This is a genomic window from Flavobacterium sp., assembly GCF_024642105.1.
Lineage (GTDB): Bacteria > Bacteroidota > Bacteroidia > Flavobacteriales > Flavobacteriaceae > Flavobacterium.
Genome location: NZ_JAHEBT010000052.1, coordinates 251,220 through 270,205, shown reverse-complemented (window position 1 = coordinate 270,205; position 18,986 = coordinate 251,220). Strand labels below are relative to the sequence as shown.

The following is an 18,986-nucleotide window of genomic DNA, read 5'->3' as shown; positions in this document are numbered from 1 at the left end:
CAAAATTAATCGTAAGTTTACATCCCTTAATCAATTCAATACCGGACTAATGTCAGAATTTTTGATTTACTTTCAGATAGGACTACAACATGTTTTGGATATTCATGCGTATGATCATGTGTTGTTTTTAATGGCTTTGGTTATTCCATTCACATTTAAAGATTGGAAAAGAATATTACTTTCGGTAACTCTTTTTACTTTGGGGCATACCACTGCTTTATTACTTTCAGTATACGAAATTTTGGTTGTTAAAGTCAATGTTGTTGAGTTGTTGATACCAATAACTATTTTAATTACGGCGTTTTTTAACTTGTTTACTATTGGCAAAACCAATAGAAAAGAAAGCTTGAATTTAATTTTCTTGATTACTCTTTTCTTTGGAGTGATTCACGGTTTAGGATTTTCTAATTATTTTAAAACGATATTGGGAGGGAGTTCAAATTCCAAATTAGTACCTTTGTTGGAGTTTGCTTTAGGAATTGAAGGCGCGCAAATTGCTGTTGTTTTTGCGGTCTTAATAGTGGCTTATGTCACACAAAGTCTCTTTAAATTTTCTAAGAGAGATTGGATTTTGGTAAGTTCAGCTTTTATAATAGGAGTAGTTGTGCCAATGATATTAGAAAATGAAATTTGGAATCAGTACTAAAAATGGAAGAAAAAAAATTAAATAAATACGATAAGGCGTATTTGCGAATTGCAAAAGAGTGGAGTCTTTTATCGTATTGTAAGCGCAAACAAGTTGGTGCTATTATTGTTAAAGACCGAATGATTATTTCAGATGGGTATAATGGAACGCCTTCTGGTTTTGAAAATTGCTGCGAAGACGAAGAAGGATTAACACGTTGGGATGTTTTGCATGCCGAGGCCAATGCGATCCTGAAGGTAGCTCGTTCTACACAATCTTGTGAAGGTGCTACTTTATATATTACACTTTCACCATGCAAAGAGTGTAGTAAATTAATTCATCAATCGGGTATAAAAAGGGTAGTGTATCACAATGGATACCGTGACGATTCCGGTCTTCAATTTTTGATTAAAGCAGGAATTGATGTGCAACACATAGCTGTTTTAGAAGAAGAATAGGTTAGCTATTTTTTGTTACTGTCATGAACTTGAACAGGAATTCCTTCGTTCCAAATAGTAAGTAGATCTGTTGCAACGGCTGCTCCACTTCCAGCGGCAATCGTGAGCTGACTTCTACATCCAGCTAAAGTTCCAATCACATAAATGCCTTCAATCACTTTGTGGTCTATATTGCGTAGCTGAATACGTTGCTTTTCGGCTAATGCTTTTTGGTGAGGGACTACAAATTGGTTCAGTCCTTCAATGTCAAATGTATTGGCTGAACCAATTCCAACAATGATATATTGGGTTTTGTAGGTGTTTTTATTAGATGTTACAGTAAAATTAGGATATTCCCCATGAATTTTTAGTACTTTTTCTTCGGGAATTTGGATAATATGTGGGTAGGTTTCTGAGAGGTGTGTTTTACTTTCGACTAATAATTCCGAGCCTAATTTTCCAGGAGAAATGCCGTAAGCATTATTGAAAACTGCTTCTTGTAATGCAGATGATTTTTGATGCGTAAAAATTCCGATTTTCTTTTTGGAGGCAAAGGGTTTATTTTTGGCTGAACCTAAAACAAGTGCGCAGGACATTCCTGAAACTCCACCGCCTACAATAAGTACGTCAAAAGTATTAGTCATTCATTCTTTTTTCAATTTCTTTTGACATTCTAAAAATCAAAAGAATTAAAACCGCACAAAAAGAGGCTGCAATTCCAATTAAGGCATACATACTTTCTCCTTGTAATAGGTTGCTAAAATCAAGACGGGTGACATTAAAGATAATTAAAGCAGAAGCCAAAAAAATCAAAACAGCTGTAAAAATTTTCATAAGATGATTTTTTGTTATTAGTACAATAAAGGTTGAGGAAACTGGGGCTTGCTGTGAATTTCCAAAAAATCAATTGTATTCTATAAAGAACATCGGTGTAAATTTATAAAAATTTCTTTTAGACGAACAAACCTTTAACATTAGCAGCGAATAATTTAACAGCTATAGCCAAAAGTACTACTCCAAAAGCTTTGCGAATAACTCCTAACCCATTTTTTCCTAACAACTTTTCTAGTTTAGAAGATAGTTTCAAAACAATGTAAACTAAAATCAAATTCAATAAAATAGCAATCAAAATATTGATAGTATGAAATTCAGAACGTAGAGAAAGTAATGTAGTCATGGTTCCTGCTCCTGCAATTAAGGGAAAAGCAATAGGCACGATAGAGGCTGAACTGGATTCTTCGTCGCGATAGATGCGAATTCCTAAAATCATTTCTAAGGCAATGAAAAACAAGACAAAGGATCCTGCTACGGCAAAAGAATGGACATCGATACCAATTATTTTTAAAAATTCTTCACCAATAAATAAAAAGACAATCATAATGATTCCGGCAACTATGGATGCTTTTTCTGATTCAATATGACCGTGTTTGGTTCTTAAATCTACAATGATTGGAATGCTACCTACAATATCAATCACGGCAAACAATACCATTCCAACTGTTAATATTTCTCTGAAGTCAATTTCAAACATATTCTTTTTTGTTGCAAAGTTACACTTTTAAGGAAATTAATTGATAATGTTATATTTTTTCGCCTTGATTTTGAAGTCTTTAAATTTATGATACGATAGGAGTTAATTTCTTCAAGTGCTTTGATTACATTTGCACTTCATTATTCAATATATGTATCCAATGTTTCAATTAGGAAAAACCATCGTTTCAGAAGAAATACTCGAGAGAGAGTTTGTTTGTAATTTGTCTGCGTGCAAAGGAACCTGTTGTATCGATGGAGATGCTGGAGCGCCATTAAATGAAGAGGAAACTAAAATCCTTGAAGAAATTTATCCTAAAGTAAAACCCTATTTGCGTCCTGAAGGAATTGCTGCAATTGAAGCGCAAGGAACTTGGGTAAAAGGAGAAGATGGTGATTTTGAAACCACGCTAATTGAAGGAAAAGATTGTGCGTATGTTATTTTTGATGGTGAAACAGCTTTGTGTGGTATTGAACAAGCCTATAATGAAGGAATTGTAAGCTGGAAAAAACCCGTTTCTTGTCATTTATACCCTATCAGAGTGAAGGATTTTACCGAATTTACGGCTGTAAATTACGACAAATGGCACATCTGTGACGATGCCTGTACTTTAGGTAAAGAATTGCAAGTTCCGGTCTATAAATTCGTCAAAGAAGCATTGATTAGAAGGTTTGGAGAAGATTGGTATTTGGAGCTTGAAAAAGTAGCTTTGGATCTAAAAAAATAATTTTACTTCAGTACAGGAATTTTCTTTTTCTGTATTTCTAAATCCCTATATTTTACGGGGCTACATCGATTTTTTGGTTTTCAAAATACTGATTTTTAATCAATTATGTTTTGGATAAAAATGTTTGTTGTTTTTAGTTTTGTTAAAAACTAGAGCCGATTGTGAATAAGTTTGACTTTTAATAACCGCAATATTTCATAATCTTTGTAATCCCCAAGATGTCCCAAAAATTTTTATTTTTTCAATCAAAAAACTAACAAAGAATTATGTCTGCAATTGAGCCAATTTTACAAGAAAACAAAGATCGTTTTGTTATTTTTCCAATAAAACACCAAGATATTTGGGAGTGGTACAAAAAACAAGAAGCGTGTATTTGGACCGCTGAAGAAATTGACTTGCATACTGATTTGAACGATTGGAACAACAAGTTGAATGACGATGAGCGTTATTTCATAAAGCATATTTTGGCATTTTTTGCAGCTTCTGACGGAATTGTTAATGAAAACTTAGCTGAAAATTTTGTTGCAGAAGTGCAGTATCCAGAAGCGAAGTTTTTCTATGGTTTCCAAATTATGATGGAGAACATTCATAGTGAAACTTATTCGTTGTTGATTGATACTTACGTGAAAGATGAGGCTGAAAAACACGAATTGTTTCACGCTATAGAAACCTTTCCTGCAATTAAAGAAAAAGCAGAATGGGCTTTGAAATGGATTAGTTCTGATTCTTTTGCAGAGCGATTGATTGCCTTTGCAGCGGTAGAAGGAATTTTCTTCTCGGGTTCGTTTTGTTCTATTTATTGGTTGAAAAAACGTGGTTTGATGCCAGGTTTAACCTTCTCTAATGAGTTGATTTCAAGAGACGAAGGAATGCACTGTGATTTTGCCGTTCACTTGCATAACAATCACTTGGTAAACAAAGTGCCTAAAGCTAGAATTACAGAGATTTTGACCAATGCATTGGATATCGAGAGAAAGTTTATCACAGAATCACTTCCTGCTAGTTTGATTGGAATGAACGCCAATTTGATGACACAATATTTAGAGTTTGTTACTGACAGACTTTTAGTTGAGTTGGGTTGTGATAGAGTGTACAACTCTTCTAATCCATTTGATTTTATGGATATGATTTCGTTACAAGGAAAAACCAATTTCTTTGAAAAACGTGTTGGTGAATACCAAAAAGCAGGAGTGATGAATACCGATTCTGATGCTCAAAAAATAACATTCGATGCCGATTTTTAATCTGAACTTGTTTTAGATTCTAAATAGATTACCGCGCATAGGCGCAAACAATTAGTAACAAATACCCGAAAACAAGGAAGGGATTCCTTGGTTTCTTAAAAACCCACAAGATTATGTATGTAGTAAAAAGAGACGGTCATAAAGAACCGGTAATGTTTGACAAAATCACAGATAGAATTAAAAAACTATGTTATGGTTTAAATGATTTAGTTGATGCTGTAAAAGTAGCAATGCGTGTGATTGAAGGATTGTATGACGGAGTTACTACATCAGAATTAGATAATCTTGCGGCCGAAACCGCAGCAGCAATGACTATTGCGCATCCAGATTATGCACAGTTAGCTGCCCGTATTGCGATTTCTAACTTGCATAAAAACACTAACAAATCATTCTCTGAAACGATGAATGAAATGTACCATTATGTAAATCCAAGAACGAATCAAGAATCTCCTTTGTTATCAGAGGAAGTACATAAAGTAATTCAAGAGAATGCTGAATTTTTAAATTCACACATCATTTATAATAGAGATTTTAACTACGATTATTTCGGATTTAAAACTTTAGAGCGCTCGTATTTGTTGCGTATTAACGGAAAAATTGTAGAACGTCCACAACACATGTTAATGCGTGTTTCGGTTGGAATTCACTTGAACGATTTGGATTCAGTAATAGAAACGTACGACTTAATGTCGAAAAAATTCTTTACGCACGCTACGCCAACCTTGTTCAACGCGGGTACGCCAAAACCACAAATGTCTTCTTGTTTCCTTTTGGCTATGCAAGACGATAGTATTGATGGAATTTATGATACCTTAAAACAAACGGCTAAAATCTCGCAATCAGCTGGAGGAATTGGATTGTCAATTCACAATGTTCGTGCAACAGGTTCTTACATTCGTGGAACTAACGGAACTTCAAACGGAATTGTTCCTATGTTGAGAGTGTTTAATGATACGGCTCGTTATGTAGATCAAGGAGGAGGAAAACGTAAAGGTAGTTTTGCGATTTATATCGAAACTTGGCATGCTGATATTTTTGATTTCTTGGATTTGAAAAAGAATACAGGAAAAGAAGAAATGCGTGCTAGAGATTTATTCTTTGCCATGTGGACTTCTGATTTGTTCATGAAACGTGTACAAGAAGATACTACTTGGACGTTGATGTGTCCAAACGAATGTCCAGGATTGTATGATGTATATGGCGAAGAATTCGAAGCGTTATATACTTCGTATGAAGCGCAAGGAAAAGGTAGAAAAACAATTAAAGCACGTGAATTATGGGAAAAAATTCTAGAATCTCAGATTGAGACTGGAACTCCATACATGTTGTATAAAGATGCGGCAAACCGTAAATCAAACCAAAAGAATTTAGGAACAATCCGTTCGTCAAACTTGTGTACCGAGATTATGGAGTACACCTCTAAAGACGAAATCGCGGTGTGTAACTTAGCTTCTATTTCATTACCAATGTTTGTGGAAAACGGAAGTTTCAACCACCAATTGTTGTTTGATGTTACTAAACGTGTTACTCGCAACTTGAATAAAGTAATTGATAGAAATTACTATCCTGTAAAAGAGGCAGAAAACTCTAATTTACGCCACCGTCCAGTAGGTCTTGGTGTACAAGGATTGGCCGATGCTTTTATTATGTTGCGTTTGCCTTTTACAAGTGACGAAGCTAAAAAATTGAACCAAGAAATCTTTGAAACATTATACTTTGCAGCGGTAACAGCTTCAATGGAAATGGCTAAAGAAGAAGGGCCTTATTCTACTTTCAAAGGATCTCCAATTTCTCAAGGAGAATTCCAACATAACCTTTGGGGAATGAAAGACGAGGAATTATCAGGTCGTTGGGACTGGGCATCGTTGCGAAAAGAAGTGGTAGCAAATGGTGTTAGAAACTCATTATTGGTAGCGCCAATGCCAACTGCTTCGACTTCTCAAATTTTAGGAAACAACGAAGCTTTTGAACCGTATACTTCTAACTTGTACACACGTCGTGTATTGTCAGGAGAATTTATTGTGGTAAACAAACATTTATTGCACGATTTAGTAGAGCGTGGTTTGTGGAACGAATCATTGAAACAAGAAATCATGCGTCACAATGGTTCAGTTCAAAACATTGATGTTATTCCGCAAGATTTGAAGGAGCTATACAAAACCGTTTGGGAAATGTCAATGAAAGACATTATCGATATGTCACGTCACAGAGGGTATTTTATTGACCAATCACAATCGTTGAACTTGTTCATGCAAGATGCTAACTATTCTAAATTAACCTCAATGCATTTCTATGCTTGGCAATCAGGTTTGAAAACAGGAATGTATTACTTAAGAACAAAATCAGCAGTAGATGCGATTAAGTTTACGGTAAACAATGATAAAAAAGTAGAGCCAGTTGAGGTAGTTGAAGTAGAAGTGAAGGAGCAACCTGTTGCTGTGGTTAACGAAGCCGTTGAAATGACTGCCGAAGAGTACAGAGCAATGATTGAGCAAGCGCGTAACGCAGGCCCTGAGGAATGCGAAATGTGTGGTTCATAAAATCCTACAAATACATATTAGAGCAGCCGTCATTATTGACGGCTGTTTTTTTTAATAGTATATTTGTCTTAGAACAATTTGATTATTAAATGCATTATCTCACTAAAGACTTAGTATTTCCACCCGTTTCTAAAGCTAGCGAAGACGGCTTTTTGGCTATTGGTGGGGACTTATCTCCTGAGCGATTAATATTGGCATACAAAAGCGGCATTTTTCCTTGGTTTGAAGAAGGAGATCCTATTTTGTGGTGGTCGCCTAATCCCAGAATGGTATTGTTTTTTGAGGATTTAGTAGTTTCAAAAAGTATGAGAAACATTCTGAATCGAGATACATTCAAGGTAACCTTCAATCAAGATTTTAGAGGGGTAATTTCCAATTGTCAAAAAATAAAACGAGAAGGACAACACGGAACTTGGATAACCAATGAGATGATTGAAGCCTATTGCAAGTTGAATGAATTAGGCATAGCCAAATCCGTTGAGGTATGGCAAGAGGGAGAATTAGTAGGCGGTCTATACGGAGTTGACTTAGGAACTATTTTTTGCGGAGAAAGTATGTTTTCAAAAGTAACGAATGCTTCTAAAGTGGCTTTTATTCATTGGTCACGACATCTAGAAGCAAATAATTATAAATTGTTGGATTGCCAAATTTATAATCCACATCTAGAAAGTTTAGGTTGTCGCGAAATAGCAAGAGACCATTTTATTGAAATTCTGAAAAGCTAGACACAATTTCAATATCAAAAATCAATATCAAAAATCAACTTTTAAATCGTACCTCGTACTTAGCTAGTTCTTTTCCAACAATCCGCAACGTGATCGTCTACCATTCCTGTGGCTTGCATGTGGGCATATACTACTGTCGAACCTACAAATTTAAACCCGCGTTTTTTCAAGTCTTTACTAATCGCATCTGAAAGTGGAGTAGTAGCAGCAATATCTTTTAGTGTTTGCGGTTGATTGATAATAGGTTTTCCATCAGTGAATTGCCAAATGTACTTACTGAAACTGCCAAATTCTTGTTGTACTTCTATGAAAGCAATTGCATTTGACACAGCAGAGCGCACTTTTAATTGATTGCGAATAATACCAGAATCTTGTAATAATTCTTGAATTTTCGGTTCGTTATATAACGCTATTTTTTGGTAATCAAATTGGTCAAATGCGGCGCGGAAGTTTTCTCTCTTTTTTAGAATGGTTATCCAACTTAGCCCTGCTTGAAACGTTTCTAAGATTAGGAATTCAAATAATTTTTGGTCATCATACATAGGAACTCCCCATTCGTGATCGTGATAGGCTTCGTAAATTGGAATGCCTACGCACCATTTGCATCTGTTTTTATTCATTTTAAGCAGGTATATCGCTATCTAAATAGTTTTTTATAATTCGGTGACCCCAATAAATTAATGGCGTTAAAAGTATTGCTATGCCTAATTTAAACGTATAGCCTGTTAAGGCAGAACCAATAAAAGTTTCAAAGTTAATTTTTCCAGGTAGCCAAAACGCAATTCCCAATACAATGAAAGAATCAAATAATTGTGATATTACGGTAGAACCAGTAGTTCTAAGCCAAATTTTCTTGTCGCCTGTTTTGTTTCTAAAATACCAAAATACAGTCACATCAATTAATTGTGAAACTAAGAACGCAATAATACTCCCGACGATAATCCACATACTTTGTCCAAAAACAGCTTGAAATTGTTCGTCATTTACGGGGCTTATTCCTTTGGCGGCCGGAATAACAATTCCTAAAAGTAAAATGATAAAAGCATAAGCAATTAAACAAGCGGTAAGAATAGAGAGTCTTCTCACTCCTTTTTCGCCAAAATATTCATTGATTAAATCAGTGGTTAAAAATACCACTGGCCAAGGTAAAATACCAATACTCATCATAAAAGGACCAATTTGAATCAGCTTTCCGCCAATTAATTCGGCAACCACGGCATTGGTAATGAAAATCCCTGCTAGGATTACAAATACGGTATCTTTCTTAGATTTGAACATAAGCGATGGGATTAGTTTCTCAAATTTAGCATTTTATTTTGGAATTTTCGATACAAAAAAATCCCATTCGGTTAGGAATGGGATTGAATAGGAATTCACCCCAAACTCTGTTTGTTCCATAACTCAAAGTATTTTTCTTTTTGGTTCAATAGTTCTTGATGATTTCCTGATTCTACAATTATTCCATTTTCCATAACCAAAATTTGGTCAGCGTTGGCAATTGTACTCAATCTATGAGCAATTATGATTACCGTTTTTCCTTTGGCTTTAAAATCATCAATTACATTCTTCACGATGGTTTCGGAGTGAGTATCTAAAGACGATGTCGCCTCATCCATTAATAAGATTTCAGGATTTTTGTATAAGGCTCTTGCAATGGAAATTCGTTGTTTTTGCCCTCCTGATAACATCGCTCCATTTTCTCCTATTTGGGTTTCAAATCCATTGGGTAATTTCTCCACAAACTCAGTAATTCCTAATTGTTTGGATAAATCTAATACCAATTGAATGTTAGGGAATGAATCTCCAAGGGCAATATTTTCTATAATATTCCCTGTGAACAGATTGAGTTGTTGAGGGATAACCCCAACACAATTTCTAAGACTTTGGTAATGGATAAATTGCAAATCATAATCTCCAATGTAAATCTTACCTTTTTTGATAGGATATAGGTTTTGTAAGAGTGAAATTAGAGTTGTTTTTCCACTTCCGCTTTCACCTACGATGGCGGTAGTTTCATTCTTTTTAAAAACGGCATTAAAATCTTTGAAAACCTCTGTTCGTGAGCCATATCTAAAACTTACATTTTCAAAAACAATGTCTCCTAGATTCTCTTTTTGTAGTTCAATTTTGTTTTCTGTTTCTTCTTGTTCCAAATCCATTATTTCAAAGAGTCTGTCGACTGCAATAAGAGCGTTCTGAGCTGTTTTATTCATTCCTATAAGTGAAGCCACAGGAGAAGTAAAATAACCGATTAGAGCATAGAAAGAAAACAATTCGCCAGGGGTTATATCTCGGTCAATTACATATCCCGACCTATCCACATTAAAACCACCGTAAAAATGGACGCCAAGAACTGTGTAGAAGTACCAGCAAAGACCGAATTCATACCTGATTTGTAGGTGGTAAATAATAGTTTTACAAATCGATTCTCCGTTTTAAGATTAGAAAATTCTTCTATTCCAAATTCCTTTACCGTTCTAATGTGTGTTACACTCTCTACCAACTGCGTTTCTAATTCAGCTGAATTCTCCATAATCTTGCGTTCTACTTTCTTGTTGAATTTGTTGAGCAAGAAATAGATTAATCCGTAAAATGGAATCACTAATAGAATGACTAAGGCTAGTTTCCAATAGTAGGTAAACATCAACGTAAAGGAGAAGATAACAATAAAAACATTCACTATCATATCAATGGCTACTTCATTGATAAAAGAACGTATTTTGACCGCATCATTAATCCTTGAAGTTATCTCTCCAATTTGCATCGTATCAAAAAAACGTTGGGGAAGATGAAGTAAATGTTTGTAGTAACCTAAAATCAATTTCGCATCAATCAATTGTCCCGTCTTCATCACGAAGATACTTTTCTTTGAACCGATATAGGCTTGCAGTAGAATGATACCAATCATTGAAATACTTAGTAAGTTCAATAATTTCTTATTTCCTTCGACCAAGACATAATCGGTTATCTTTTGAATGTAAATGGACATAGCGAGTCCCAAAACGGTAAACACAATTGCTCCTACTAAGGACTGAATTAAAATGGATTTATGTGGTTGTACTAAATTCCAAAAACGACGACTTGGAGATACCTTATCGTTATGAGGTGTTAGGTCATCATTGGGAGCAAAAAGTATTAACACTCCTGACCAAATTTTTTGAAATTCTTCAAAGGTGTAGGTCTCCATTTTACCAAAGGCAGGATTCATTACTTCTATCTTGTCTTTTGTTACAGAATAGATAACCACGTAATGGTGTAATTGTTGTTTTACTACTACGTGGGCTATGGCAGGAAGTGGGATTTTATCAATAGCGTCTAAACCACCTTTAACCCCTTTGGCAGTGAAACCCATTTTTTCAGCTCCTTCTATAACTCCTAAGACGTTTGTACCTCGTTTATCAGTATTGGCTAATTGACGTACACGGGCTATCGGGAGATTAACCTTGTAATGATTGCCAATAGATACCAAACAAGCCGCACCACAATCTTTAATATCATGTTGTTTTATTTTTATTGATGCCATGTATTGTATTATTTGATTTTGGGATTCAACCAATCGTCCATTTTATCAAAGAGTAAGTCAAAGAGACTTCGTCTTGTTAAGATATATCGGGTGGTTAGGGTCATTCCTTTGGAGACTTTGGTTTTGTAACCTGATTTGAGTTGTAATTGCGTAGTGTTTAAAACCGAACGTACTTTAAAAAAGGCTTGTTCTCCTTGAATGGTAATGTTATGGTCAATGTCGATGACTTTACCTTCCAATAGTCCCCATTGGTTGTAATTGAAAGCATCGATTTGAAACTTTACTTTTTGGTTTTTATGAATGAGTCCTATGTCACTCGGAGAGACACTACTTTCCACAATTAACTTATCGGTGGCTGAAATAGTGGCAATGGGTTGTGAAGCATTCAAAAAAGAACCTACTTGTATTCCTGAGAAGTTCTCGATGGTTCCTGAAATGGGAGCAGTAATCACATAGTTTTTAGATTCTACATTGATTTTATTGAGTGTTCCTTTGAGATTCTTCAATTGATTTTCCAAATCTCTTTTTTGGTTTTGCCACACACTTTTTTGACTTTTGATTAAACTTGACAACGATTGCTCAGAGTAGGTATAATCAAAACTATATTTTTCAAACTCGGCTCTTGCGATGATTCCTTTGTCAAAGAGTTGTTTGTTACGGTCATACACAATTTTAGCCTGTGCGATTTTACTTTCTAATTCATTTTTTTTACTGTTGTACGAGTTCCATTCTTGTTGCAGTTCAGGGGTGGTTAGTACAGCGTTTGAACTCGTTACAATACGAGACAAATCACTAATTCTGTTCTGTAAATCACTTGATAGTGATTCAGTGGTATATTTCTCTGTGTTGAGACTTTCTTGGGTGAGTTGGACTAAGGTGTCTCCTTTTTGCACCAAGCGGTTGTTTTTTAGATGAACATAAACTACTTTTCCATTAACCAAACTGGTTAAAGGTACGTTATCCGTAGTACTACGAATGATACCACGACTTTGACTACTAATGTCAATCTTGACAAGGGGCAATGAACTTATGAAAACTAATAGTGACAACACTACAACCAAGTAAATGGAGATACTCTTAGTTTTGTTTTTATGGGTAAAATTTTCGAGGTTATGGATGGGATCTTGACTGAAGGTCATTTATTACTATTTTTTTGGGTAAACTATTTAGACGTTGCTATTATCAAACCAAAATTGACTCTGAAATCTTTGCCTAAAGAGGGAGAAGCAGGAATGAACCCTTTAGTTTTATAATTTAATCCTAGATTAAAGAAAATATTACTTTTCTTAACTTCTAATATATTATATGCTATTTCTGTTTTTATCCCTATGCCAAAATCCGAATCAGATGTAGTAAAACTTTGGTTTTTTGGTTGTTGCCAAGCCTCTATGGAACTATTAAGTAAGAAATTTTCATTTATCACAAAATTATGCAGATTAATTCCTGAAGCCCAAAAAGTATTATTTTTGTTGAAATATTGCCTTATAAAAGGATTTATTTTCCATTTTTTATTGATATTTAAGTAAGCATTTTGTTCTATAAAATCTCCAAAAGGAGCTAAGCAATAATTGAGTGAAAAATTGAAATCAATGTTTTCTGATAATTTATAACTACTTTTTCTCCATAAATTTGGATTTGCATAATTGAATAAAGACATCAAACCAATTCTTTTGCCATAATTTTTTTCTTGGGTTGTTAAATCATCCCATTCTGTGTAACGCTTGAATTCCATATCTGGTCTATGTAAATGCCGTATCATTCCAAAAATATCGTGGCCTACAATATCTTTTTTTAATTCAGGAGTATCCGATTCTTTGATCCCCGTTTTATTATGAATTAATGTTGATAGATAATACATTGAAACCGATAATTTCCTTATAAAATAATCATTAGATAAAACATTGTATTCTTCTTCCTTAAAATTAAACAAAGCGTCTGACTTTTTGAGATAATCAAAATCCGATTCTAATCCTGCATTATGCAGTCTTATATAATTTGGAAAATTGGTGTCTCGCAAATCCTTTAACACTACGTCAGTTACACCTACAACTTTAGCTACTCCTTTTGAATCTATGATAGGTGCACTAATTGACCCTATATCTAAATTAGTAAGAACTGATCGATGGCCTTCTTCATGAGTTAGAGGCAATGCTAAAAGTCCTGAAATCAATAGCTGGGAAGAATTTATGATTAATTTTTCTTTTTTTGTTAATTTTTCATAGTTAATTTGTCCAAATCCTATTCTATAACCGTTTAATACCAAATTATTGAATTGATTTATTGTAAATAAACTATTCGAACCGTCAGTTATATCTAAACAATAGTATTTTGTTTGAGAAAAACCGATATTTAGAAAAGTTAAGAAAATTAGCAATGTTTTTTTCATATAGTTTGTTGTTTTTAATAAACAATTCTCTGTTTTACCAGAGAATTGTTTGCTGATTGATTTAATGTTTCACAACATTATTAATGCTCATAACTATTGTGTTGTTGTTACCTCACCTCCAGATAAAATCCAGCCTATAAAAAGACCAAGCATAAACCAACCAAAAAAACCTCCTGAAGTATCTATTTTTTCAGATTCATTTAGTTCTACTAGATTTAATGTTTCTAATTTCATAATTTTAAGTTTTAATGAGTTGCGTTATACAAATTTACTCCTACAATAATTCCAACGACAAGACATAGTAACTCCAACAAGAAGCCACCTTCAATATCTTTCATTTCCTGAGCATTAAGCTCTACTAAATTTAAATTTTCTAAGTTCATAATTAAATTTTTTAAAACGTTAATAATTTGGTTAAATACAAAATTAGTTTCTCGAGAACTTCATTTTAATAATTCAAATTTATCTTACTTCCGTGCAAGTTCTAAGCACTAAATGAAATATTAATAAAATTTATATGGTTAATGTAACATAAAGAAGTTTATTAATCGAGTTGTTTAAATTTAATTGACAATTCAATCATTTTAAATTTCATAATATTTAATTTATTTAAATTAAATTCTTGTCTAAAAATAGAGTTCTCAATAATGAAATACTTAAAACTCATGATGTCTTTTTCTGATATTTTTAAAACATCAATATAGAATGAGTTGTCTATAAGATTTGATAAATCTGCTAATAATTTTATTTTTTTTTCGACTTCAATATTTTTTTTGAGGGTCTTTACATTTCCATTCAAACTATTTATTAGTAAGAAAATTGGCCCTGATGTTGATGAATAATACCTCCTTTCTTGTAAAGTATATTTTTTCGGCGCGCGCGATAAAATACCTAATTCTAAAGCATTAATTTTTGAATTGTTCCTTACAATAACATCTTTAAGTATAATTTTTTTAGAGACAGTATCTCTCAAATTGTCAATTGATGTTGAATTTTGAGAAAATAATTTTGAGGCAATGAAAAATAAAAAAACAAATTTCATATTATTTTATTTCTGTCATTTGCTGAATGGCTTTGGACAATGAGGTTGGATAAGGTTGAAATAGTTTGTTATCTATTTTTAACCAAAATGAATAATCATACCTACTGGGATATATAAATGAATAGTTATTATCAAAATTATTATCGTCAATATTCTCAAGGTATTCTTTTTCAAGTAAAAAAAACTCATGTGTTGCGTCTATTCTTGAAAAATTTTGTTGTTTATTTTTTCTTAAATTATATCCTCGGATTTCTTTAAAAAATATAAGATTGTTTAAGTCGAAATCAATTTTGTCACTTGAATCATAAATGGCCGAAATATTATATAAATCTAACTCCGATTCCATCCCTAATAATTTCATTTTTTTTGAATCTTCTTTTGAATTAATTGAAAGTTGAAGTTCAATATTGTCATTATTTGTGTTTAAATATCCTTTTGTTTTATTATCAAATATGATGCTCTTAAATTTATCAGATTCTTTATTTAAAGTATATTTATTTAAAATGTTTTTTTGTATCAGCAAATCATTAAATAAGGGAACTCCAACGACAGAAAAGTGGTATAATCCACTTAATTGTTTTAAATTTTTATCTTCAAAAGATCTATTGTACAATACTTTTGATTTTATTTTTCCTGTTTTTAGTGATACATAGTAACTTACAATTCCATCATTGAAATAATGCGGTTTATTTTCGTTCATCTGCACACTTCTAAAATAACCTTTTAACTTTAAATATTTTATATTTTTCTTCTTAGTTATTAGAACTTCGTCTAATTCAATTGCAGTTCGTTTTAAAAAAAAAACTTTTGATTTGAAATAATCTCTAATAGAAACCTCTTTGCTTTCAAAAAAAGGATGATTAAAAGTTATAAACTGTGTATTAGAGGAGTCTATTTTTCCTTCTAATTTTTCGCTTATTACACCATTCTTATTTGTTATGTCTATTAAATCTCCATTGTCAGAATATATTTCTACAAAAGGAACAGTAACATCTTTTCCAAGTTCACAAATTAATTTTTGAGAATACGAAAAAGAAAAAGATAATAAAACTATAATGAAGAGTCTATTTTTCATTCTCTGTAGTGTATAATAATTTCACATTAGGAAGGGAGTAAAAAATGCTCTATACTTTAATAATTTATAGAGCATTTGATTTATTTACACTACCATAGACTTATGCCAAAAAGCTCGAAGTGAGACTCTGTGTTGTTTGGAATTCCATCTAAAACACCAGTTAAGACGAATCTAAAAAAAGACCATCCCCCTTCTATTTTTCTTGATTCTTGAGCATTAAGCTCTACTAAATTTAAATTTTCTAAGTTCATAATTAAATTTTTTAAAACGTTAATAATTTGGTTAAACACAAAATTAGTTTCTCGAGAACTTTTTTAATAATTCAAATTTATCTTACTTCCGTGCAAGTTCTAAGCACTATGAAATAAATTAAAATATTTTTTTAAATCTTCTAAAAAGTATAAATGATGCTGATAAACCACATCCAAACCAGCTCATAAAAATATCCCAATAGTCAAAATATAAATTATGAGAAAAAACAGGATAATACTCTTCTGCTGTAAGCCAAATCCCCGAAATCATTATTGAAAACAACAACCTGTTTCTATAGTGTTGTATATATTCATAAAATGCAATTGTACCAACTATACCAGCTGAAAAATTGGGTAAGGTGTTTAAGAGAAAATCTATTACATCTGGTGAATATTTTTTAAAAGTAGGCGATTGAGAATTATGAAATAGTAAATGATAACAATTAATATATTTCTTAAAGACTTTTTTAAAATACTTAAATCTTTCTTTGATAAATTATCTTTCATAAAATACATTAAACTTTATAGTATTAAGACAAAGCCCTCCTGAAATTTTTATAGACTCCGCGTCTGAAATTGCAACCAATGCATAACTAAATGAGAATTCAAATTCGGAAGTATAGTAAAAAGTCTCTTTCTTTTTACAATACTTAATTTTAGCGTTTAAGGTTTTGAAGAATTCTAACTCATTATACATTTGTCTACGACTTAAATCCAATTGTTTGGCAAATGTTTCTGGAGTTCCTGTTTTTTGAGAATTAATAAGGGAGTGTATTTTATTAATTCTATCTATGTGCTTTATGGATTTCATAATTGGGGCAGATTAAGATTTAGGAAATAAATTTAGGTGAGATAAAAATAGTAATTCTTTTTAAAATTGTTCTGTGCTAATCCTATTTTTTTTCTTGACCCACAATTCTCTTTTTCAGCACTTAATTTAGGTTACTTTCACTCGTATAAACACAAAAAAAATCCCATTCGGTTAGGAATGGGATTTATAGGGATAGATTAAAATCTCCTTAGATTATCCTAAAGCAGCTCTTTTGAATCCTGTAACAGTTAAGTTAGCGTCAACTGATTTTACATAAGCAGCTACATTCATAGAACCGTCTTTGATATAATCTTGGTTTATTAAGGTATTGTCTTTGTAAAAACGTTGGATTTTTCCTTTAGAGATGTTTTCCAACATCGCTTCTGGTTTACCTTCAGCTCTTAATTGCTCTTTTGCAATTTCGATTTCTTTTTCGATAACAGCAGCATCAACACCAGCTTCGTTCAAAGCAATTGGGTTCATAGCAGCAGCTTGCATCGCTACGTTTCTAGAAGCTTCTTCAGCTCCAGCAACATTAGCAGATAATGAAACTAAAGTAGCGATTTTGTTTCCAGCGTGGATGTAAGAACCAACGAATGGGCCTTCTAATCTTTCGAAAGAACCGATTTCGATTTTTTCTCCAATTACTCCTGTTTGCTCGATTAATTTTTCAGCTACAGTGATTCCGTGGAAATCAGTTGCTAAGAAAGCCTCTTTAGAATCAAAGTTCAAAGCTAAAGCAGCTAATTCTTGTGCTAATTTCACGAAAGATTCGTTTTTACCAACGAAGTCAGTTTCACAGTTTAATGAGATAACAACACCAGATGTTTTAGCGTCGTTTACAACAGCGATAACAGCACCTTCTGTAGATTCTCTATCAGAACGGTTAGCCGCTACTTTTTGTCCTTTTTTACGTAAGTTTTCGATTGCTAAATCAAAATCTCCGTCAGCTTCAACCAAGGCTTTTTTACAGTCCATCATACCTGCACCTGTGATTGTTCTTAATTTATTTACGTCTGCAGCAGTAATTGTTGCCATAATTTTTTTAATTTAAAGAGTAAAAGATTGAAAAATTTAAGGACTTAACTATTAATTGTATCAATCAATAATTTGAAATCTTCAAATCTTTCAATCTTAAAATGGTTTGATTTATTCTTCAGTTGCTGGAGCTTCAGCAGCAGGAGCAGCTTCTACTTCTGCTTCAACAGCAGGAGCGGCAACTTCTTCAACTTCTTTTTCAGATCCTCTATCAGAAAGACCTTCAACAACAGCTGCAGTAACTAAAGTTAAAATTTTATCGATTGATTTAGAAGCATCATCATTTGCAGGGATTACGTAATCAACCTCTCTTGGGTCTGAATTCGTATCCACCATTGCGAAAACTGGAATGTTTAATTTTTGAGCTTCTTTTATAGCGATGTGTTCTGCTTTGATATCTACTACGAACAAGGCTGCAGGTAGTCTAGACATGTCAGCGATAGAACCTAAGTTTTTCTCTAATTTAGCACGAAGACGATCTACTTGCAAACGCTCTTTTTTAGAAAGAGTCATGAATGTTCCGTCTTTCTTCATTTTATCAATAGTAGCCATTTTTTTAACAGCTTTACGGATAGTTACGAAGTTAGTCAACATTCCACCTGGCCATCTTTCAGTGATGTAAGGCATGTTTGCAGCTTTAGCTTTCTCAGCTACGATATCTTTTGCTTGTTTTTTGGTAGCAACGAATAAAATTTTTCTACCTGATGCAGCGATTTTTTTCAAAGCTTCATTAGCTTCTTCGATTTTTGCTGCAGTTTTATATAGATTGATAATGTGGATTCCATTACGTTCCATATAAATGTAAGGAGCCATGTTTGGATCCCATTTTCTAGTCATGTGTCCGAAGTGAACACCTGCTTCTAGTAATTCTTTTACTTCAACTTTGTTTGCCATTTTTTGTACTAGTTTACGTTCTGTTGATTAGCAATGTATAGATGGCGATTGCTCGGCTATATACATTTAGATGCTAAACTATTCCCTACCTCGGTAGGAGCAACAATAACTGTGTTTTTAAATTCAATAATAAATGA

21 protein-coding genes and 1 pseudogene are annotated in these 18,986 nt (G+C 33.0%); 6 read left to right on the top strand and 16 right to left on the bottom strand.

Going from position 1 to position 18,986, the window contains the following annotated elements; all coding sequences use genetic code 11:
• The first annotated feature begins 49 nt into the window (after positions 1-49).
• Entirely contained in the window at positions 50-646 is a 597-nt protein-coding gene (locus tag Q0L65_RS06765) for a HupE/UreJ family protein (protein ID WP_296684707.1), read from the top strand.
• A gap of 2 nt (positions 647-648) precedes the next feature.
• A complete protein-coding gene (locus tag Q0L65_RS06760) occupies positions 649-1,083 on the top strand; it encodes a dCMP deaminase family protein (RefSeq protein ID WP_296684706.1) in 435 nt (144 codons plus the stop codon).
• 5 nt (positions 1,084-1,088) lie between these two features.
• On the opposite strand, the gene Q0L65_RS06755 is transcribed toward Q0L65_RS06760, so the two are convergent.
• The 3 genes from Q0L65_RS06755 to Q0L65_RS06745 all read right to left on the bottom strand — a co-directional run bounded on the left by Q0L65_RS06755 (position 1,089) and on the right by Q0L65_RS06745 (position 2,593).
• Complete coding sequence (locus tag Q0L65_RS06755; protein WP_296684704.1) at positions 1,089-1,706, bottom strand: FAD-dependent oxidoreductase; 618 nt, start codon at positions 1,704-1,706, stop codon at positions 1,089-1,091.
• Positions 1,699-1,896: a hypothetical protein gene (locus Q0L65_RS06750; RefSeq protein WP_296684703.1), complete on the bottom strand. Its 198-nt coding sequence runs from the start codon at positions 1,894-1,896 to the stop codon at positions 1,699-1,701. Before Q0L65_RS06750 ends, Q0L65_RS06755 begins: the two co-directional genes overlap by 8 nt.
• Positions 1,897-2,014: 118 nt before the next feature.
• Positions 2,015-2,593, bottom strand: a complete 579-nt coding sequence (locus tag Q0L65_RS06745; protein WP_296684701.1) for a MarC family protein — start codon at positions 2,591-2,593, stop codon at positions 2,015-2,017.
• Between the two features lie 160 nt (positions 2,594-2,753).
• Between Q0L65_RS06745 and Q0L65_RS06740 the strand changes: the two genes are divergently transcribed.
• The 4 genes from Q0L65_RS06740 to aat all read left to right on the top strand — a co-directional run bounded on the left by Q0L65_RS06740 (position 2,754) and on the right by aat (position 7,829).
• Positions 2,754-3,320, top strand: coding sequence for a DUF3109 family protein (locus Q0L65_RS06740; protein ID WP_296684700.1), 567 nt, complete (start codon positions 2,754-2,756; stop codon positions 3,318-3,320).
• A 266-nt stretch (positions 3,321-3,586) separates the two neighbouring features.
• Entirely contained in the window at positions 3,587-4,564 is a 978-nt protein-coding gene (locus tag Q0L65_RS06735) for a ribonucleotide-diphosphate reductase subunit beta (protein WP_296684698.1), read from the top strand.
• Positions 4,565-4,677: 113 nt separating this feature from the next.
• A complete protein-coding gene (locus Q0L65_RS06730; RefSeq protein ID WP_296684697.1) occupies positions 4,678-7,104 on the top strand; it encodes a ribonucleoside-diphosphate reductase subunit alpha in 2,427 nt (808 codons plus the stop codon).
• An 89-nt stretch (positions 7,105-7,193) separates the two neighbouring features.
• The gene (gene aat, locus Q0L65_RS06725; RefSeq protein WP_296684695.1) at positions 7,194-7,829 is read left to right on the top strand and encodes a leucyl/phenylalanyl-tRNA--protein transferase; all 636 of its coding nucleotides are present in this window, start codon (positions 7,194-7,196) and stop codon (positions 7,827-7,829) included.
• A 59-nt stretch (positions 7,830-7,888) separates the two neighbouring features.
• On the opposite strand, the gene Q0L65_RS06720 is transcribed toward aat, so the two are convergent.
• The 13 genes and pseudogenes from Q0L65_RS06720 to rpsB form a co-directional block, all read right to left on the bottom strand.
• Positions 7,889-8,449, bottom strand: a complete 561-nt coding sequence (locus Q0L65_RS06720; protein ID WP_296684693.1) for a DNA-3-methyladenine glycosylase I — start codon at positions 8,447-8,449, stop codon at positions 7,889-7,891.
• Between the two features lies 1 nt (position 8,450).
• Positions 8,451-9,107, bottom strand: coding sequence for a queuosine precursor transporter (locus tag Q0L65_RS06715; protein WP_296684692.1), 657 nt, complete (start codon positions 9,105-9,107; stop codon positions 8,451-8,453).
• 95 nt (positions 9,108-9,202) lie between these two features.
• Positions 9,203-11,352, bottom strand: a pseudogene (locus Q0L65_RS06710) (peptidase domain-containing ABC transporter).
• Between the two features lie 8 nt (positions 11,353-11,360).
• Positions 11,361-12,491: an HlyD family efflux transporter periplasmic adaptor subunit gene (locus Q0L65_RS06705; protein ID WP_296684691.1), complete on the bottom strand. Its 1,131-nt coding sequence runs from the start codon at positions 12,489-12,491 to the stop codon at positions 11,361-11,363.
• A 23-nt stretch (positions 12,492-12,514) separates the two neighbouring features.
• Positions 12,515-13,738 carry a hypothetical protein gene (locus Q0L65_RS06700; protein ID WP_296684689.1) on the bottom strand — a complete coding sequence of 408 codons (1,224 nt, stop codon included), beginning with the start codon at positions 13,736-13,738 and terminating at the stop codon, positions 12,515-12,517.
• Positions 13,739-13,831: 93 nt separating this feature from the next.
• Complete coding sequence (locus Q0L65_RS06695) at positions 13,832-13,972, bottom strand: hypothetical protein (protein WP_296684687.1); 141 nt, start codon at positions 13,970-13,972, stop codon at positions 13,832-13,834.
• Positions 13,973-13,983: 11 nt separating this feature from the next.
• Positions 13,984-14,121: a class IIb bacteriocin, lactobin A/cerein 7B family gene (locus tag Q0L65_RS06690; RefSeq protein WP_296684686.1), complete on the bottom strand. Its 138-nt coding sequence runs from the start codon at positions 14,119-14,121 to the stop codon at positions 13,984-13,986.
• A gap of 161 nt (positions 14,122-14,282) precedes the next feature.
• Positions 14,283-14,780, bottom strand: a complete 498-nt coding sequence (locus Q0L65_RS06685) for a hypothetical protein (protein ID WP_296684684.1) — start codon at positions 14,778-14,780, stop codon at positions 14,283-14,285.
• A 1-nt stretch (position 14,781) separates the two neighbouring features.
• Positions 14,782-15,855 carry a hypothetical protein gene (locus tag Q0L65_RS06680; protein WP_296684683.1) on the bottom strand — a complete coding sequence of 358 codons (1,074 nt, stop codon included), beginning with the start codon at positions 15,853-15,855 and terminating at the stop codon, positions 14,782-14,784.
• 89 nt (positions 15,856-15,944) lie between these two features.
• Positions 15,945-16,106 (bottom strand): hypothetical protein, encoded by a 162-nt coding sequence (locus Q0L65_RS06675; protein WP_296684681.1) that lies wholly within the window; start codon positions 16,104-16,106, stop codon positions 15,945-15,947.
• 496 nt (positions 16,107-16,602) lie between these two features.
• Entirely contained in the window at positions 16,603-16,917 is a 315-nt protein-coding gene (locus Q0L65_RS06670) for a hypothetical protein (protein WP_296684679.1), read from the bottom strand.
• Between the two features lie 213 nt (positions 16,918-17,130).
• Positions 17,131-17,955 (bottom strand): translation elongation factor Ts, encoded by an 825-nt coding sequence (gene tsf, locus Q0L65_RS06665; protein WP_296684677.1) that lies wholly within the window; start codon positions 17,953-17,955, stop codon positions 17,131-17,133.
• 111 nt (positions 17,956-18,066) lie between these two features.
• Entirely contained in the window at positions 18,067-18,849 is a 783-nt protein-coding gene (rpsB, locus tag Q0L65_RS06660; protein ID WP_296684676.1) for a 30S ribosomal protein S2, read from the bottom strand.
• Positions 18,850-18,986: the final 137 nt, after the last annotated feature.